At 43.6% G+C, this 19107-nt stretch carries 16 protein-coding genes; 3 read left to right on the top strand and 13 right to left on the bottom strand.

What is annotated here, in order from left to right:
* Window positions 1–36 precede the first annotated feature (36 nt).
* From INE92_RS21355 to rimP, 8 genes are all read right to left on the bottom strand, one after another.
* Window positions 37–1248: an aminotransferase class V-fold PLP-dependent enzyme gene (locus INE92_RS21355; RefSeq protein WP_195436560.1), complete on the bottom strand. Its 1212-nt coding sequence runs from the start codon at window positions 1246–1248 to the stop codon at window positions 37–39.
* Window positions 1249–1267: 19 nt separating this feature from the next.
* On the bottom strand, window positions 1268–2611 hold the full coding sequence (gene sufD / locus INE92_RS21350) for a Fe-S cluster assembly protein SufD (RefSeq protein ID WP_120144778.1): 1344 nt from the start codon (window positions 2609–2611) through the stop codon (window positions 1268–1270).
* Window positions 2612–2624: 13 nt separating this feature from the next.
* A complete protein-coding gene (gene sufC, locus INE92_RS21345) occupies window positions 2625–3377 on the bottom strand; it encodes a Fe-S cluster assembly ATPase SufC (protein WP_141408733.1) in 753 nt (250 codons plus the stop codon).
* 122 nt (window positions 3378–3499) lie between these two features.
* Window positions 3500–5002, bottom strand: coding sequence for a Fe-S cluster assembly protein SufB (gene sufB / locus INE92_RS21340; protein ID WP_004309458.1), 1503 nt, complete (start codon window positions 5000–5002; stop codon window positions 3500–3502).
* Window positions 4980–5510: a CvpA family protein gene (locus INE92_RS21335; protein WP_004315413.1), complete on the bottom strand. Its 531-nt coding sequence runs from the start codon at window positions 5508–5510 to the stop codon at window positions 4980–4982. Before INE92_RS21335 ends, sufB begins: the two co-directional genes overlap by 23 nt.
* A 203-nt stretch (window positions 5511–5713) precedes the next feature.
* Window positions 5714–8809: a translation initiation factor IF-2 gene (gene infB / locus INE92_RS21330; protein ID WP_008642742.1), complete on the bottom strand. Its 3096-nt coding sequence runs from the start codon at window positions 8807–8809 to the stop codon at window positions 5714–5716.
* Between the two features lie 113 nt (window positions 8810–8922).
* Window positions 8923–10203, bottom strand: a complete 1281-nt coding sequence (gene nusA, locus INE92_RS21325) for a transcription termination factor NusA (protein ID WP_008024083.1) — start codon at window positions 10201–10203, stop codon at window positions 8923–8925.
* Window positions 10204–10205: 2 nt separating this feature from the next.
* Window positions 10206–10673: a ribosome assembly cofactor RimP gene (rimP, locus tag INE92_RS21320; RefSeq protein WP_008642741.1), complete on the bottom strand. Its 468-nt coding sequence runs from the start codon at window positions 10671–10673 to the stop codon at window positions 10206–10208.
* Window positions 10674–10845: 172 nt separating this feature from the next.
* Between rimP and INE92_RS21315 the strand changes: the two genes are divergently transcribed.
* Complete coding sequence (locus INE92_RS21315; RefSeq protein ID WP_009039152.1) at window positions 10846–11241, top strand: hypothetical protein; 396 nt, start codon at window positions 10846–10848, stop codon at window positions 11239–11241.
* A gap of 59 nt (window positions 11242–11300) precedes the next feature.
* Here INE92_RS21315 and INE92_RS21310 read toward each other — a convergent pair whose 3' ends face one another.
* The 3 genes from INE92_RS21310 to INE92_RS21300 form a co-directional block, all read right to left on the bottom strand.
* Window positions 11301–12605 carry an O-antigen ligase family protein gene (locus INE92_RS21310; RefSeq protein WP_233476900.1) on the bottom strand — a complete coding sequence of 435 codons (1305 nt, stop codon included), beginning with the start codon at window positions 12603–12605 and terminating at the stop codon, window positions 11301–11303.
* A gap of 428 nt (window positions 12606–13033) precedes the next feature.
* The gene (locus INE92_RS21305; RefSeq protein ID WP_008642737.1) at window positions 13034–15034 is read right to left on the bottom strand and encodes a discoidin domain-containing protein; all 2001 of its coding nucleotides are present in this window, start codon (window positions 15032–15034) and stop codon (window positions 13034–13036) included.
* Window positions 15035–15038: 4 nt separating this feature from the next.
* Window positions 15039–16196: a hypothetical protein gene (locus INE92_RS21300; RefSeq protein WP_008642735.1), complete on the bottom strand. Its 1158-nt coding sequence runs from the start codon at window positions 16194–16196 to the stop codon at window positions 15039–15041.
* Between the two features lie 526 nt (window positions 16197–16722).
* Between INE92_RS21300 and INE92_RS21295 the strand changes: the two genes are divergently transcribed.
* Complete coding sequence (locus tag INE92_RS21295; RefSeq protein ID WP_004308432.1) at window positions 16723–17958, top strand: site-specific integrase; 1236 nt, start codon at window positions 16723–16725, stop codon at window positions 17956–17958.
* Between the two features lie 12 nt (window positions 17959–17970).
* Window positions 17971–18333: a hypothetical protein gene (locus INE92_RS21290; protein ID WP_007754501.1), complete on the top strand. Its 363-nt coding sequence runs from the start codon at window positions 17971–17973 to the stop codon at window positions 18331–18333.
* A gap of 78 nt (window positions 18334–18411) precedes the next feature.
* Here INE92_RS21290 and INE92_RS21285 read toward each other — a convergent pair whose 3' ends face one another.
* Entirely contained in the window at window positions 18412–18717 is a 306-nt protein-coding gene (locus INE92_RS21285) for a helix-turn-helix domain-containing protein (RefSeq protein WP_048927460.1), read from the bottom strand.
* Window positions 18718–18749: 32 nt separating this feature from the next.
* Entirely contained in the window at window positions 18750–19043 is a 294-nt protein-coding gene (locus INE92_RS21280; protein WP_008645715.1) for a helix-turn-helix domain-containing protein, read from the bottom strand.
* Between the last annotated feature and the right edge of the window lie 64 nt (window positions 19044–19107).

Raw genomic sequence — 19107 nt, 5'->3', positions numbered from 1 at the left:
AAAGCCGCCATCCCACAGGAATAGCGGCTTATATTGTTAGAACATCTTGCTGACGCGTTCAATTCCCGCCACCAATGTATCTATTTCCGATTTCGTATTGTACATGGCAAACGAAGCCCGTACAGTTCCTTCTATACCAAGACGTTGCATGAGAGGTTGTGCACAATGATGTCCCGTCCTCACGGCAATACCCAAACGATCCAGCAACGTTCCGAGATCGAAATGATGGATATCTCCTACCAGGAAGGAGATGACTGCTCCCCGTTCGGCTGCTTCACCGAATATACGCATCCGGGGAATCTCTTTCAGCCGTTGCAAAGCGTAAGTTGTCAGTTCATGCTCATGGGCTGCTATCTGCTCAAGTCCATGTCCATTCACGTAATCAAGGGCTTTTGCCAGTCCGGTAGTTCCGATATAGTCGGGCGTACCGGCTTCAAACTTGAAAGGAAGTTCGTTGAAAGTGGTCTTCTCAAAAGAGACATGCTGAATCATCTCTCCTCCTCCTTGATAAGGCGGAAGGCGGTCTAACCACTCTTCTTTTCCATAAAGCACTCCGACACCTGTCGGACCGTATATTTTATGGGCAGAGAACACCAGAAAATCAGCATCCAACTCCTGTACGTCCACTTTCATGTGAGGGATAGACTGTGCAGCGTCTATCAGGCAAGGTACGCCGTGCACATGAGCCGTTGCAATCATTTCTTTCACCGGATTCACCGTACCCAGCACATTCGAAACATGAACCACGCTAACTATTTTCGTTCGTTCGGAAAATAGTTTTTCGTATTCATCCAGCAAGAGTTCGCCTTTGTCATTCATTGGAATCACTTTGATGGCAATTCCCTTTCGGGCAGCCAACAGTTGCCAGGGAACGATGTTACTATGATGTTCCATCACGGAAAGAATCACTTCATCCCCCTCTTCCATAAATTCGTCGCCAAAGCTGGAAACAAGCAGGTTGATGCTTTCCGTCGTTCCGCGGGTGAAGACAACTTCGTTCGTGCTACGGGCGTTAATAAACTGACGCACCGTTTCACGGGAGGCCTCATGCAATTCCGTAGCTTGTTGCGAAAGATAATGCACGCCGCGATGCACATTGGCATTAACGGAATAATATTCATCCACCAACGCATCAACTACCAGACGGGGTTTCTGCGTCGTCGCACCGTTATCGAAATAAACCAAAGGTTTACCGTAAACCGTACGGCTCAATATCGGAAAATCCTCACGTATCTTTTGAATATCCACGTTTATTAATTATTAGTGGTTACTTACAAATGGCACAGCCCTGACATCTATTCAGCTCGCCACGGAAACGTTTCTCTACCAATAGATGCAGGCGATCTTTCAGTGCCTCCAAACGAATGGTATCAATCACTTCATTGACAAATGCGAACATCAATAACAAACGAGCTTCTTTCTCTGCAATACCTCGTGAACGCATATAGAATAGTGCACCCTCATCCAACTGGCCTACCGTTGCTCCATGCGAACATTTCACATCATCCGCGTAAATCTCCAATTGAGGTTGTGTGTACATTCTCGCATCACGCGTAGCACAAAGATTCCGGTTAGTCTGCTGGGAGTTCGTATGTTGCGCATCGGGACGCACCAATACCAATCCGGCAAACGCACCTACCGACTGATCGTCGAGTACGTACTTGAACAGCTCATTGCTTGTGCAGTTCGGTACGGCATGATCAATGCTTGTATGATTGTCTACATGCTGGTTCTTATCGGCAATTGCCATGCCACAGAGGTTTATCTCGGCTCCTTCTCCTGCCAACAATACTTCAGTAGTGTTGCGGGTAGTACCATTATGCAAGGTCATTCCATTCAACAATACATTGCTGTTTGCCTCCTGCTTTACATACAGGTTACTGATACGGACGGTGCTTGTATGTGTTTCTTCCAGTTCATACATATCGAATACCGTGTTCTCACCTGCAAAGACTTCAATCACTTGTGTTGCCAGGAAGTTCACGTTATCCATTGCATGGTCACAAATCAGCAGACGGGCTTGCGCGCCATCCTCCAGGATGATTAGTACGCGGCGGTTCACCATGAAGTTGACATCTGCACGCAGGATATTTACCAGCTGGATCGGTTTTTCTACCACTACATTCTTCGGCACATAAAATACAACGCCGTCTTGCGCAAAAGCTGTATTGAAAGCAGTCACCCCATCTTTGGAAGTATCTGCCAACTGGCCGTAATACTTCTTCACCAATTCCGGATGCTGTTCGGCCACTTCTTTCAAGCTGCCGAAAATCACACCTTCCGGCAGATTGACTTTAGGAAGTGCTCTATTATAAAATGCGTCATTTACCACAAAATACAGGGCGGTACTCATATTCGGCACATCGCACTTAAACACTTCATACGGATTGACCGGAATAGCCAGACGATTCAAGTTTAAACCATAATCCGGTTCAAAATACTTGCTCACATCCGTATATTTGTACTTCTCCATCTTACGGGTCGGAAATCCGAGGCGTTCAAAATCGGCAAATGCAGCTGCACGAGGCGCATTCAGCACTTCGGCGCTATGCTTGCAGATCATTGCTTCCGTCTGTGAGAAGAGGTCTATATATTGTTGTTCAACTATCATAACTTATTATTTGTTATTCTCCTACTTCTTTCTTGATCCAATCATATCCTTTTTCTTCCAGTTCCAGCGCAAGTTCCGGTCCGGCAGTTTTTACGATACGACCTTTATAAAGGACATGTACAATATCAGGTTTGATATAATCAAGCAAACGTTGGTAGTGAGTAATAACGATCGTGCTTGTTTCAGGAGTTTTCAGTTTGTTCACTCCTTCCGCAACAATACGGAGCGCATCAATATCCAAACCGGAGTCCGTTTCATCAAGGATGCTCAACCGCGGTTCCAACATGGCCATCTGGAAAATCTCGTTCCGTTTCTTTTCACCACCCGAAAAGCCTTCATTCACCGAACGGTTAGCCAACTTATTATCCAGCTCTACCACCGCACGTTTCTCACGCATCAGTTTCAGAAACTCACTGGCCGTCAGCGCAGGCAGACCTTTATATTTGCGTTGCTCATTCACAGCAGCACGCATAAAGTTGACCATGCTCACACCCGGAATCTCTACCGGATACTGGAAACTAAGAAAGATTCCTTCATGGCTACGATCTTCAGGACTCAACTCCAACAGGTTCTTTCCATAAAACGTGACCGAACCTTTTGTTACCTCAAAAGTCGGATTTCCCACCAATACGGAAGAAAGCGTACTTTTACCGGAACCATTCGGCCCCATAATAGCGTGCACCTCACCGGGATTCACCGTCAGGTTAATACCCTTCAATATCTCTTTGCCATTAATGCTGGCATGCAGGTCTTTTATTTCTAACATGATTATATGTACTATTTTTCCATTTACTATTTACTATTTACTATTAAAAACCTATACTACCGACAATTTACCTCCTATAAGCGCGCAGCCAAATAGTAAATCGTAAATTGCCAACTAGTAAATCACCCCACGCTTCCTTCCAATGAGATAGTAAGCAACTTCTGTGCTTCTACCGCAAATTCCATCGGAAGTTTATTCAATACTTCTTTTGCATATCCGTTCACAATAAGCCCGATCGCGTCTTCTGTCGGAATACCGCGCTGGTTGCAATAGAATATCTGGTCTTCACTGATCTTGCTCGTTGTGGCTTCATGTTCCACCACTGCCGTTTCATTGTGAATATCCATATAAGGGAAAGTATGCGCACCGCATTTATCTCCCAACAACAGAGAGTCACACTGGCTATAATTGCGGGCATTATCCGCTTTCTCGGCCACACGTACCAACCCACGATAGGAGTTCTCACTATGTCCGGCGGAGATACCTTTACTTACAATCGTACTGCGGGTGTTCTTGCCCAGATGAATCATTTTCGTTCCGGTATCAGCCTGCTGATAGTTGTTCGTTACAGCTACGGAATAGAATTCAGCGGTCGAGTTATCGCCTGTCAGAATACAGGAAGGGTATTTCCAAGTGATGGCCGAACCGGTTTCCACTTGTGTCCAGGATAGTTTACTATCCACTCCCTTGCAGTTACCACGTTTAGTCACAAAGTTGTATACACCGCCCTTACCTTCCGCATCGCCCGGATACCAGTTCTGAACAGTACTATATTTTACCTCTGCGCGGTCGTGCACGATTATCTCAACGATAGCGGCATGCAACTGATTTTCATCCCGCATCGGCGCTGTACATCCTTCCAGATAAGAAACGTATGAATCGTCGTCCGCCACAATCAGCGTACGTTCAAACTGCCCCGTGTTACGGGCATTGATACGGAAATAGGTGGAAAGTTCCATCGGACAACGTACACCTTTCGGAATATACACGAAAGAGCCGTCAGAAAAGACAGCGGAGTTCAACGCCGCAAAGAAATTATCCCGGTAACCTACCACCGAGCCCATATATTTCTTCACCAAGTCGGGATGTTCCCGCACGGCTTCACTGAACGAGCAGAAGATAATTCCTTTCTCCATCAGCGTTTCCTTGAAGGTAGTCTTTACGGAAACGGAATCCATAACGGCATCCACCGCCATTCCGCTAAGAGCCATCTGTTCCTCCAAAGGAATACCCAGTTTATTAAACGTCTTTATCAATTCAGGATCGACTTCCTCCATGCTCTTCGGTCCTTCTTTCTTCTTCGTCGGATCGGCATAATAAGAAATCGCCTGATAGTCAATTTCAGGGATACGGAGATGTGCCCAAGTCGGCATCTCCAGCGTCAGCCAGTGGCGGTACGCTTTCAGGCGAAACTCCAGCAACCACTCCGGTTCGTCTTTTTTCGATGAAATCAGACGAATGACATCTTCATTAAGTCCACGCTCAATGATGTCTGTATGCACCTCTGTGGTGAAGCCGTATTTATATTTCTCCTCCGCAAATTTCCGGACAAACTCATTATCAGTCTTCTTTTCGAGTTCGTCTTTCTGATTGGGTTTCATTTTATTGGGTTCTTCTTGTTGCATCTTTATTCTCTAATATATATTGTTGCGTCATATTCTTCGCAGCAGGGAAAAAGATCCCCGCAAACGTTTCCATCGGATAATATAACAAAGATTCTTCCTTTTTTGTTGCACTAATTAACTTATTATCGCTGTCCACAAACTCTATCGCACCAATCACTACACTTGTTAACAACAGAAACTTAAGTGCTCCCAGCCCACTCCCTAACCAGCGGTTCAGCCAGTTCAGCGAGATTGCTTGCATTGCTTTTGTCAATAACGAAGCTATCAGTACAAAAATCAACGGCACGGCAATCCAAATCATGATAAAAGCCAACACCTGCGCAACTGTCATCGAATCCGTCACTGTCGGGCAAAGTTTCTCCGCCAAAGAGGCATATAAAGTTTTCGCCGCCAGCAGCCCGACTATTAACCCCAAAATAGAAGCCAACTGGCGGATAAAGCCTTTTACAAAGCCTACCACCGCTCCGGCGCCTATTACAATAAGGATAATGATATCAATCGTTGCCACGTTGTGATTTATGATTTGTGATTTATGATTTATGTTTCTATGATTATGATCTGTGATTTATATTTCTGTCAGGTGATAAAACAATAAAGTGGTAAGGTGGTGTCCCATATAAAATAGTACCACATTACCACCCATCTATTGTTGCAACCATTACTTCGCGAATGGCCTTATACCCTTATAATTCATAAATCATAACTCATAAATCATAAAGTCTGTTTCACTTCTATTTCTTCGAATGTCTCGATCATATCGCCTACCTTCATGTCGTTGCAGTTCACCAGACTGATACCACACTCGAAGTTTGTACCTACTTCCTTCACATCGTCCTTGAAGCGCTTCAACGCGTTAATGTTTCCGGTAAAGATGACGATACCATCGCGGATCAAACGAGCCTTGTCGCTTCGTTTCACCTTTCCGGTCTTCACCATTGCACCGGCTACCAAACCCACCTTCGTAATGTTGAATACTTCGCGGATTTCGATAGTTGCCGTGATTTGTTCCTTCAGTTCCGGAGCCAACATACCTTCCATAGCAGCCTTCACCTCTTCGATTGCATCGTAGATGACAGAGTACTTACGGATGTCGACACCTTCCTGTTCAGCCATCTTAGCGGCAGCACCCGAAGGACGTACCTGGAATCCGACGATAATCGCATCCGAAGCGGCAGCCAGAGAAACATCCGACTCGGAAATTGCTCCCACACCCTTATGGATGACATTTACCTGAATTTGTTCCGTAGACAACTTGATTAACGAGTCGCTCAATGCCTCAACAGAACCGTCCACGTCACCCTTAACGATGATGTTCAATTCCTGGAAGTTACCCAAAGCAATACGACGGCCCAACTCATCCAACGTAAGGATCTTCTGCGTACGCAAGCCCTGTTCACGAGCCAACTGTTCACGTTTGTTGGTGATTTCACGAGCTTCCTGATCGCTTTCAACAACATGGAATGTATCACCTGCAGCAGGTGCACCGTTCAATCCCAATACCAAAGCCGGTTCGGAAGGTCCTGCTTCTTTGATGCGTTGGTTACGTTCGTTGAACATAGCCTTCACACGTCCGTAGCTGGTTCCTGCCAGTACGATGTCTCCCACTTTCAGAGTACCGTTAGATACCAATACAGTAGCTACATATCCACGTCCCTTATCCAGTGAAGATTCGATGATGGAACCCGTAGCATTACGGTCCGGATTTGCTTTCAGGTCGAGCATTTCTGCTTCGAGCAATACTTTTTCCAGCAAGTCTTCCACACCCATACCTTTCTTGGCAGAGATATCTTGTGACTGATACTTACCACCCCATTCTTCAACAAGGTAATTCATTGCAGCCAGTTCTTCTTTAATCTTATCCGGATTCGCAGTCGGTTTATCCACCTTATTGATTGCAAATACAATAGGTACACCGGCAGCCATCGCGTGATTGATTGCTTCCTTTGTCTGCGGCATCACATTATCATCGGCAGCCACAATAATGATAGCAATATCCGTTACTTTCGCACCACGTGCACGCATAGCGGTAAACGCTTCGTGACCCGGAGTATCGAGGAACGTAATGCGGCGACCGTCTTCCAGTTGCACGTTATATGCACCGATATGCTGTGTAATACCTCCGGCTTCACCGGCAATTACGTTCGCCTTACGGATATAGTCGAGCAAAGAGGTCTTACCGTGGTCAACGTGTCCCATCACTGTAACAATCGGAGCGCGCGGTTGCAAATCTTCCGGAGCATCTTCTTCTTCAACGATAGCTTGTGCCACTTCCGCACTTACATATTCTGTCTTGAATCCGAACTCTTCTGCCACCAGATTAATTGTTTCCGCATCCAGACGCTGGTTGATAGAAACCATGATACCAATACTCATACAAGTAGCGATAACCTGATTGACAGATACATCCATCATTGTTGCCAGTTCGTTAGCCGTAACAAACTCGGTCAACTTCAATACCTTGCTGTCTGCCATTTCCTGATCTTCCAATTCCTGCATGCGGTTGGAAGCCATTTCACGCTTTTCTTTACGGTATTTGGACGTCTTGTTCTTACCTTTGGTTGTCAGACGTGCAAGAGTTTCTTTTACCTGTTTTGCTACGTCTTCCTCGCTCACTTCCTGTTTGATAACCGGCTTCTTGAAGCGATCCTTATTATTGTTGTTATTTCTTCTGTTATTATTTCCTTGTCCGCCCTGACCGTTGTTATTGCCATTACCATTGCCGCCTTTACCTTGTATATTAGGTCTCGGCGCAGCAAAGTTGGAAGTCGCAACGTTATTAACGTCTACCTTTTCTTTATTGATACGGTTGCGTTTTTTCTTAGCAGCATCTGCGCTTTCTTTCGGACCGTTCTTCACCACTTTAGAATCATCCTTACGGATTTCTTTGATGATGGCTTCCTTCATCAGTTTCTTCTGATCCTGACGGATTTTCTCTTTCTCTTCACGTTCGCGACGCTTCTCCTCCTTCGATTTTTTCTTCGGACGAGTAGACTGGTTCAATGCAGCCAAGTCGATCTGACCGATCACATTGATCTTCGCGCCTAATTCCGGTTGACGGATTTTGAAAACACCATCATCCTCCGGAGCTTTTTCTGCTACCGGGGTTACTTCAGCCTGTGCAGTTTCCACCTTTTTTTCTTCTTTATGTTCTTCCGCCTTCACAGGTGCAGTTTCTACTACCTTCGGCTCTTCTTTTTTCACTTCTTCTACTACTTTTTCAACTTCTACCGGCTTCGTCTCCACTACAGGTTCCGGCACTACTACGGGCTCAACTACCACTGGAGTAGGCTCTACTACAGAAACAGGAGGTATCACCACCTCTTCTTTCTTCACCTCGGGTTCTCTCTTCTCGGGCTCCTTTTTTACTTCGGGTTTAACGACAGGCCGTTCTACAACAGGTTCTTCTTGTTTCTGTTCCGGTTCCTTCTCCACCTTTTCAGGTTTACGACCATTCAGTTTATCCAAATCAATTTTTCCGACAGGTTTAAACTTCGGACGTGCATCCTCAGGTACGACTGTCTTAATCACATCTTCCGACTTCTGTTTCTCCGGCTGCTTTTCGAAGCCTTCAATCGAAACAGACGCCTTATTACGTTCCTTATTCTGACGTTCCTGTATGAAACGCTCCGATTCAAGTCTAAGGTTCTTATCTGTACTAAACTCTTTTACGAGTATAGCGTATTGCTCCTCGCTAATTTTGGTATTAGGATTAGCCTCTACGGTATGCCCTTTCTTTTGCAGGAACTCAACTACCGTCGCGATTCCTACGTTCAAATCTCTTGTAACTTTGTTTAACCTTATCGTCATATTTTAAAATTAATGAATAAATGGAGCTTGTTTAAATGAAGAATTAAGAATGAAGAATTAAAAGTTACGATGTAGTATAACAGAGATAACTTTCATTTTTCAATTTTAAATTCTCAATTTTCTACTGAATTTTCACCTTCTTCTTCAAACTCCGATTTCAAAATGCGTATTACCTCGTCCACTGTCTCTTCTTCCAAGTCCGTCTTTTCAATCAACATCTCACGAGGAGCATTCAACACAGCCTTCGCTGTATCAATGCCGATAGCCTTGATGGCGTCGATCACCCATCCGTCGATTTCGTCTCTGAATTCGTCGAGATAGATATCTTCATCCGCTACATTCTCATCCAACTCACGGAACACGTCGATAGTGTACTCAGTTAACATACTGGCCAGTTTGATGTTCAAACCGCCTTTACCGATAGCCAGCGAAACTTCTTCCGGTTTGAGGAAAACCTCCGCTTTCTTCTCTTCCTCATTCAGACGGATAGAAGAAATCTTAGCCGGGCTTAAAGCGCGCTGTATAAACAATGAGATGTTCGATGTGTAATTGATTACATCGATGTTCTCATTGCGAAGTTCACGAACAATGCCATGAATACGACTTCCCTTTACACCTACACAGGCTCCTACAGGGTCGATTCTGTCATCGTAAGATTCTACCGCGATCTTGGCACGTTCGCCAGGGATACGGGCAATCTTCTTGATGGTAATCAAACCATCATTAATTTCGGGTACTTCCATCTCGAACAAACGCTGCAGGAAAACGGGAGAAGTACGTGACAAGATTATCTTAGGATTATTATTCTTGTTATCCACGCGGGCAACTACTGCACGGGCCGTTTCACCTTTGCGATAGAAATCGCTCGGGATTTGTTCGGTCTTAGGCAACAGCAACTCGTTTCCTTCATCATCTAAGAGCAACATTTCTTTCTTCCAGATCTGATACACTTCTGCATTGATGATCGTACCTACCTTATCTATATATTTATTATAAATACTGTCTTTCTCGAGTTCCAGAATCTTGGAAGCCAATGTCTGGCGGAGATTCAGGATAGCACGACGTCCGAATTTGGCAAAAATCACTTCGTCAGTCACCTCTTCACCTTCTTCGTAGGAAGCATCAATTTTCTGTGCTTCGCTCAACGAAATCTGCATATTCGGGTTAGTCAAATCTTCATCGGCCACAACTTCACGGTTACGCCAGATCTCGAAGTCACCCTTATCCGGGTTCACGATCACGTCGTAATTCTCATCGGTGCCAAACATTTTCGCGATTACGCTACGGAACGACTCTTCGAGTACGCTAACCATCGTCGTTCTATCGATATTCTTCAGTTCCTTAAATTCCGAAAATGTATCAATCAAGCTGATTGTTTCTTCTTTTTTGGCCATAACTATTTAAAGCTAATTAAGTATTTAGTATATTTTATTTGCTCATAAGTAAAGGTTTCGTCCTCTTCTTGCAGTTTCGGACGTTTTGCTCCTTCTAGTTTTACTTTCTTTTGTACGGCTACCGTAAACTTCTCTTCATCGGCATCTTTCAGTATGCCGGCCAGTTTACGTCCGTCTTTAGTCAATACCTCCACTTCTTGTCCGATGTGGATATAATACTGTTGCAGTACTTTAAAGGGCTGTCCGATACCGGCCGACCCTACTTCCAGTTCATAATCTTCCTCTTCACGGTTCAGTTTTGACTCTATGTAGCGGCTAAGCTCCACACAATCTTCGATCCAAACACCTTCTGCATGGTCAATTTCGACCACAATTTTGTCATCCGGGCTCACAGTTACTTCTACTAAAAAGTAGTCTTTTCCTTCCAGCCACTCATCTACAATCTGACAAACAGTTTTCTTTTCTATCATTTATTAACTATATAAGAACAAAAAAAGGAGCTTAATTGCCCCTCCACCTTTCATCCGTTTCCGGTTGCAAAGATATAAATAATCTATTCGACTACAAAAGATTAAAGAAAAAAAGTATGAATTAACAGTGCTATATTCGTATCTTTACGCCACAATTCAAAAAATAACGACTATGGCACATCGTCTCAACACAAATAAACAGTTTATGGTAGGTAACGGAATTCTTGCTTTTGCCGTCATTTTTGTAGTGGTTATTTTCGTATACATGAGTATGCGGCTACAACGGGAAAAGCAGGAAGAACGTCATTTCATCGAAAGCTACACAATCAGTCTGGTAAAAGGTTTTGCCGGAGATTCTATCTCTTTGTTTGTCAACGACAGTCTTATCTCCAATAAAACTATATCGGAAGAGCCTTACACTGTAGAAGTGGGACGTTTTGCGGAACAAAGCGCTTTATTGATCGTAGATAATAACACAGAATTAGTCTCTACGTTTGATCTTAGCGAAAAAGGAGGAACTTATCAGTTTGAAAAAGAATCGGACGGGATTAAACAATTAGACAAATAAACGAAATACTGTTTCAATTATCTATATTTAGAGTTGTCTTAATAACTATTCAATCTCTTCTAATGCGTTGACAAGACCTCTTTCATTTCTTGACGCAACAAGAATGTATCAAACCCATGAGATTTTATTCTTTCTTTTAATATGGAAGCCGCAAGCTGTTCCGCTTCTTTCCTTTTACCTTGTTTGAGGTATAGCATAGCGATTCTTGCTCTTGCCCATTGATTGGAAGGAAGCATATAATAAGCACTCCAATAAAATGTCTCTGCTTCTTCATACCGATTGTGCCAATATAGACAATCGCCCTTCATTCGATATAATGTGGTTGAAGGTGACAAGGAGATCGCCTTGTCTAATTTTTCAAGAAGGGTCTTTTCTTCAACTATATCCTTCGCCAGAACACAATAGTTCTGTAGAAATAAATAATCCCCTGACAATATAGGCACCAATTCATTTAGTTTTGCGGTAATATTAGTCCTATTCGTTTCCAATAATGACTGAAATTCCTGATAGGCATAATGAAACCTGATCGTATTGAAAAGTAATCCTAAAGATATGAATGCAAAAGGAAGTCCTATAATAGACCGATGTAAAAATCCAAACCGTAGCTGATACGTAACCTTGTCCTTTCGTTCATTCAGCAAACAGGCAAAGGATATGACTGCAAGCACTTGCAGAGAGAATATTTTATTGGGATATGAGAACAGCCCGAACAGAATATAGGCAGAAATTACCATTTTGGCAGCCATTGAAACGGTCTCTCGCTGTTGAGTTCGAAACAATACGAAACAAGCGAGTAACATATATATGGACAATCCTATTAAACCGTACTCTATCATTATCCGGATAGGCTCATTATATGCGGAAACCACATTCCCTGCCAGATATTTTTCAGTCTCGTCTCCTTTACCCTGTTTGAAGTATTCACCCTGATAATTCATATAATTGGCTTCAAAGCTATTGTATCCAAGACCTGTAACGAAAGTTTTCTTTATCATTTCCGATGATACTTTCCAGATAAATAGCCTTCCTTTAACCGATTCCGGTCTTACATGATATAAAAGCAGACAAGACAAAATGAATACCGCAAATAAACTTATCACGCACAAACGACCGATACTCCTTGGCAATTGTCGCAATTTGTTTTTGCTTTTAAGCAAGAACATAAAGAGAAGAACAGCACCACTTGCCAGCCATGCAGCCCTTGATGCCGAGAGAGCGAGTGCAGGAAGAGAAAAGCCGATGACACACAAGGAAACATGTTTATGGGCTTTTTCGGGAATCGTGATAACAACAGTGATTATAATAGAAATAAAGAAACAAATGAGCGCACCGTATGGTGCAGGATTATAGAAAGGTCCAGTCATGAGGTATTCTTTATTCCGAACGAGTAATACACCGGCACATTGCAAATACCCGTAGAACGATAAAGCTACAGTAAGGCATAGTATGATTATATATAAAAATTTGTAATCAAGAGCATCAGTCATCCTGATGCAAATATATAATAACAGGATGATGATATCACCCAACTGATTAAGATTAAAATCGGTATCATTCTTGAAAGCAGCAAATATAAAATAGCAAACAAACAAAATATCAGGGATTTGTATCCGCACACTTTTTTTTACCCTAAAGAAAGTTGTACGAATACAAAATAAGGCGATCAAATAAGAGACAGATATTATGGAAGAAGTTCGTTGGCTATCAAACAAACCAGCGCATAGATTAAACACCAAGCATACAAGAATAGCAGCAATAATGAATGTATCTATTTTTATTTCTATCCTCTCATTTACCACCATACCTGTTTCCCGTTTTCATAGGTAAAAATCCTCTCCTCTTTTCCTTGTGTCAGGTTTCTTAATAGGAAAAGAGCTTGAGTAGGGGCATTATCATATTCCAAGTATTGATTGGTGGCAGTCTGTATACCTAAAGATACCCACCTGTCGTTGTAATACATCAATTCATATTTATTACCCACCTCTATAACATTAAAATTATTTCTCGGAAGATATTTCACTTTCGTAATGGATTGAGGGGACTTTAAGTCCAATCCGACCCAAGAATGGGAAGGTGCATTGAAATTGGTACGTATATTATTGTCGAAAGCGTTCTCTGGTTCGCTGTTAGGAATACTGTCACTGCCTAAATGCACAATGGGCGTTCCTTCCAACATGACAGCCTTTCCTTCTCTATCTGTACCCCAGAATTGTATTTCCGCTGCAAAGATTCCCGAATGAACAGATGTATAGCGTACATATCTGTAGGAAGACATCACGTTTATGTCAACTTCTGTCAGTGAATAGGGAGCTTCTTTGATTGTAAAAAGTGTTTCCGGATGTTTAAAGTCCGGAGTGTCGCTACCTTCAAAACGTCCTCCAATCATAGACTCCGCAAATCCTTGCATCAGCAAAGAGGGCTTGCATTTTCTGGTAAGAATCATTTTTTGTTTGCGCACGGTGTCCGGTTTGAGTATTTCTGTCTTACCCAAGGAGTCCCGCAACAAGATGGGATAAGAAATAGGCACAAGCCGTTCATGCCCGTATGCGCAGACAAGATAAACGATACCGCTTCCGATATGCTCAAATCTCACTTTGTTATTTTTTACTTGGGCATAGTCTGCCTCCCTGATATGGCTTCCATAGCCAAAGACAGCCAGATAAACGGCTTCATTATCCTTAAGTTGTAGCTCGGACGGCATGTCGTATATTACAGGGTGCATGTCGAAAACATACTGATCGGACACGTTCTTAACACACGAACTACGGAAAAAGGGAGGCAAAGCATGTTTGTTCTTCGTTTTTTTTGCCAAACTGTTTCTGTTGATAGCGTATGTATAGCGAAACACATTGGAACCAAAGCCATCAGCCAAGGGGATGACAAGCCCTGCCGGAAAGGCACATCTCAAATTGTCCTTGAGGAATATTTTACCTCGTATGCGTCCTGCATCGCAGGGACGGTAATGATGCAGGCTATCCAAATAGACCACCCATTTATGGTCTTTAAATGTGTTATTGTGTTGTGGTGCATAGTCCATCATGGCAGGCACCCCCATCGCCCGTAGCAAGGAAATCATTAATACGTAACGCTGGTCGCATCCTCCGGCTTTTGCCTTTTCGAGCAAAGGAACAGACACGAAAGGAATGTCTAGTTCGTCCAGCGTCCAAAAGTCTTTTGCAATCAAGTCATTAAGATGAAGCACCAGCTCTTCTGTATCGGATACATTCTTAAGTGAATCCTTCACCCACGAATATTTCTCGTACAGATATTTCCTCCAGTCTGATATAGGTTCGTGAAGAATGCGGTAAGGCAAAATATATTCACAAAACTCATCAAATGTAAAGTGACAAGCCCAAGGTTCTTTCCAGACTTTAAATGCCAAATCTATATTTTCAATAAGGTACTTGCTTGAGATAACATCAATGTCCTTAACCATAAGCGGTACCCATCCTCCCGACAAATCTTTCAGCATATCTATCTGCTCTGCCAGAGAATCTTCGTATGCCACACGATTGTTGCGTTTATTGGCATCTTTACCGCGCAAAAACATCTCGTATGCTTGTTCGTTGCAACTATAATACTCGGCATACTTCCCTGGCATATTGGCTATGAGGAAGTATGCTGCCTTCAATTTTTGTATTTCTCCAGTGGTTTTATAGTGCTCAATCACTTTTTCCAGTTCTTGACGGTTTATTCCGGCTTGTTCTAATGCTATGCGGACATCAGAAGGGACAGAGGAGCAGCTTGTCAGCAGGAGGAATAGTAGTATGCTTTGTAATAATAAGTTCTTCATTGATTTAGTAAAAATAAGTATCAGTGGTTTTATTATAGAACATCCCTACCTTATTTTTGTTATACATATATCGGAACATGATGTAACCTTCTCTGTACCAGGTAATACTTGATGCGTCACACACATCATAATCATATCTTTCATCTATAACATGCTCAAATATATTATGATTGCCATAATAAAAGCTCAGCTTATAAGCTGTCGGATACGTATTATAATAGTTGCCAGACATGTCCAATATATCATCAAAATAGAAGATTATAGAAACGACACCTCCATCATTCTCAACTACCGCTGTTCGTGAATTAATATCTAACCGAGGTCCTCCATTTATACTTATAGAAGATATTCGAGGCCTGTATGTGTATCCGGGCTCATCCATCCGAACTGTTAGTTGACCCAAATCCAGAATAATGTCCCGGTCGGTAACATTGATAAAAGACAGTGTGAATGCCGCTTCGCCCGTCCCCGATATATAAATATTTCCTTGCGTTTCAGTTGAACCATCTGTGTAATTGAACATGCCAGAATAAAAAGAGACATAGCTCCTTCTATTCAAATAATCCGCATAATAAGTGGCAGTTGGAAAAACATTATCCAGTTGGATAGCGATATCATCATTCCATGAGGGGGCAACAGGGTGATAAAGTCGCGATTGAAGTTGCTCCAAATCAACAAAGACACAAGATTGTACATAGTACATATCATTCCTAGGAGTACCAATAGGAGTTACCTTAACCTTTCCATTAGCCTTTAGGGATGTTTCGATTTGTTCTATCACCGTAAGTGGAATATTTATTTTAGACGGATAATTAAATTCACAATATATCAGATTCCCTTGTAAATCAATCCATATTGTTGTTTTAAAGTAATCATCTTCCATTAATTGAATATTTTTTAAATAAGGCCCAATGTAAGGTTCTATATATTTAGACAGATTCTTTACTTCCCTCCAATCAAAATGATACCAATCTTGCCAATTTAAAGGATTTTCTTTTCCCGACAATGGATAAACGTTATTACCAATGGATACAAATCCTGAATAATAGTGCATATAATATGCATTATTACTCGTTGATTTATATATTATCTCCGTATCTGTTTGACCAAGTACGTGTAAACAATAGATGGAAAAACTAATCAATAAGTATATAGTTCTCATAATAACTGAATTTATTTAATAACAACTTGATGCCAATTCTAAAACTTTTGCTAACGGCTTAGGTGTATAATCTATATTGTAATTATACCCATTGTCTGGTGAATAGGTCCTGCTATTCTCGGAAAATAACGATATCCATTCTTTAAAATCATCGTTGGGAATAGAGATAGGAGTTCCTTTTTTAGTAAGTTTCGTATGCAAAGTTACTACAAAAAAGTGAAATGCGGAAGAATATGGTAATGGATTTGATTTACAGGGGTTTCATTTACGCTGCCAATTATTCCGAGAGCCATTACAATCCACGCCGAAGCCAAATCAAGACGGAGCTACGTTACTTGTTCGTAACCACGCCCAATAGGTGACGAAATGGACACGAATAACGAAACAAGGCTTTAAGGATTAGTGAGTTACTGACAACTCACGCAAAAAATCCGGTAACGAAAAAAGATTGCGCCGTTCTTCCGCGATTTGCGTATCAGAGGAGGGCTCTTCACCAACTAATTTTGAACAAAAAAAATTAAGGACGATGAAGAGTACATTTTCAGTTATTTACTACCTCAAACGTCAGGTAGTGAAAAAAGACGGGACGGTTCCCGTCATGGGACGCATCACGGTGGACGGCAGCCAGACGCAATTCAGTTGCAAACTGACCATCGATCCCAAGTTGTGGGACACCAAAGGGGGACGTGTCACGGGCAGAAGCACGGCGGCACTCGAAACGAACCGCATGCTTGACAAGATGCGGGTGCGCATCAACAAGCACTATCAGGAAATCATGGAGCGTGACAATTTCGTCACGGCAGAGAAGGTGAAGAACGCCTTTCTCGGACTGGAACACCGCTATCACACGCTGATGCAGGTGTTCCAGCAACACAACGAGGACTATGCCAAGCAGGTGGAAGCAGGCATGAAAGCCAAAGGCACGCTCTTGAAGTACAAGACCGTTTACAAGCACCTGCAAGAGTTTCTCAACATCCGTTACCACGTGAAGGACATCGCGTTGAAAGAGCTTACCCCCGCTTTCATTTCCGACTTCGAGATGTTTCTGCGCACGGACAAACACTGCTGCACCAATACCGTGTGGCTGTATGTATGCCCACTTCGGACGATGGTGTTCATCGCCATCAACAACGAATGGCTCACACGCGACCCGTTCAGGGAGTATGAAATCAAGAAGGAGGAAACGACACGCAGTTTCCTGACCAAAGACGAAATCCGCCTGCTGATGGAAGGTAAACTGAAGAACGCCAAACAGGAACTATACCGCGACCTCTACCTGTTCTGCGCCTTCACGGGCTTGTCATTCGCCGATATGCGCAATTTGACGGAAGAGAACATCCGCACCTACTTCGATGAACACGAGTGGATAAACATCAACCGCCAGAAGACGGGCGTGGTGTCTAACATCCGCCTGCTTGACATTGCGAAACAAATCATCGACAAATACCGCGGGCTGTGCGAAAACGGCAGGATTTTCCCTGTTCCCCACTACAACACGTGCCTCGCCGGAATCCGTGCCGTCGCCAAGCGTTGCGGCATCACCAAGCATATCACGTGGCATCAGAGCCGCCATACGGCAGCCACGACGGTGTTCCTCTCCAACGGTGTACCCATCGAAACAGTCAGTTCCATGCTGGGACACAAGAGTATAAAGACAACGCAGATATACGCGAAGATAACCAAAGAGAAGCTCAACCAAGACATGGAGAACCTTGCCGCAAGATTGAACCAAATCGAGGAATTTGCAGGATGTACCATCTAAAACAGAGACGCCATGAAACGTGACATAATCATTATAGAGGACAAGACGGTCAGCGTAACCGGTAACGAGGTATGGATGACCGCCGGGGAAATCGCCGAAGAGTTCCATGCCACCGTCCCGGCAGTGAACGCCGCCATCAAAGCCGTCCGCAAGTCGGACGTGCTGAACGACTACGAGGTATGCCGCTACATACAGCTTGAAAACGGCCTGTACGCGGATGTTTACTCGCTTGAAATCATCATTCCAGTAGCCTTCCGGTTGAACACCTACTATACACACGTGTTCCGCATGTGGCTGGTGGAGAAGGCACTCTCAAAGGAAAAGAGGCAGACATACGTGATGTTCATACAGAACGGGAAAACCGGATATTGCTGAACACGCATACAGACAACGAAAAAGGAAACGGACAACGCCATCGGGTGCTGTCCGTTTCCTTTTTTTCATGCAACCGCCTTATTCCAGCGGCTTGAGGTAATTCGCCTCCAACAGTTCACGCAGTCCCGATTCGGGATAAAGCACCTTACCTGCCAGAAGGATAAAGGGCAGCATCCTGTTGTTGCGATACTCCTGCAAGGTGCGGCGGCTTACCCGGAGCATTTCCGCCACCTCCTTGTCCGTCAGGTAATGTTCCCCGTCCAGTGGCGGACGGTAACTTTCCAAAAATGCGGAGAGCCATTTGGAGCCTTTGAGCATATTCTGTATCGCGGTAGCAACCGGCTCGTCCTCCATTGAGAAAACCTCGTTGTTCTCGTTCATCATAACATCGGATTAAGTGGTTAATAAAAACAGAGTCATTTTCCATCGGGATAGATCGTGCCGATAAGCGGAATAAGCCGCCTGACCTCCTCCGGCCTGTAATAGAACCTGCGGTTCATCTGCGAGTAGCCGATAAGCCGCCTGTCACGCAATGACTGCAACGTGCGCGGGCTGATTCTCAACTGCCCGCAGACCTCCTCGCCAGTGAGCCACCTTTCCAGCCGCCCGCCGTCGCTTTTGCGCCTTAGGGCGGCGACTTTCTCCGAGAGGGCGTTGAATGACGCCAGCATCATCTCGAAGGTCTTTTTCTCGATAGATACGATTTCCATATACCAAAACATTTAATGATTTACCGCAAAGGTAACGCAGCCGCCTTGAATGCGGGCCGTTTTC

It is taken from the genome of Bacteroides xylanisolvens (assembly GCF_018289135.1).
GTDB lineage: Bacteria > Bacteroidota > Bacteroidia > Bacteroidales > Bacteroidaceae > Bacteroides > Bacteroides xylanisolvens.
Note: the sequence above shows the minus strand (reverse complement) of the source record. Positions and strands in the feature narration are given on the sequence as shown.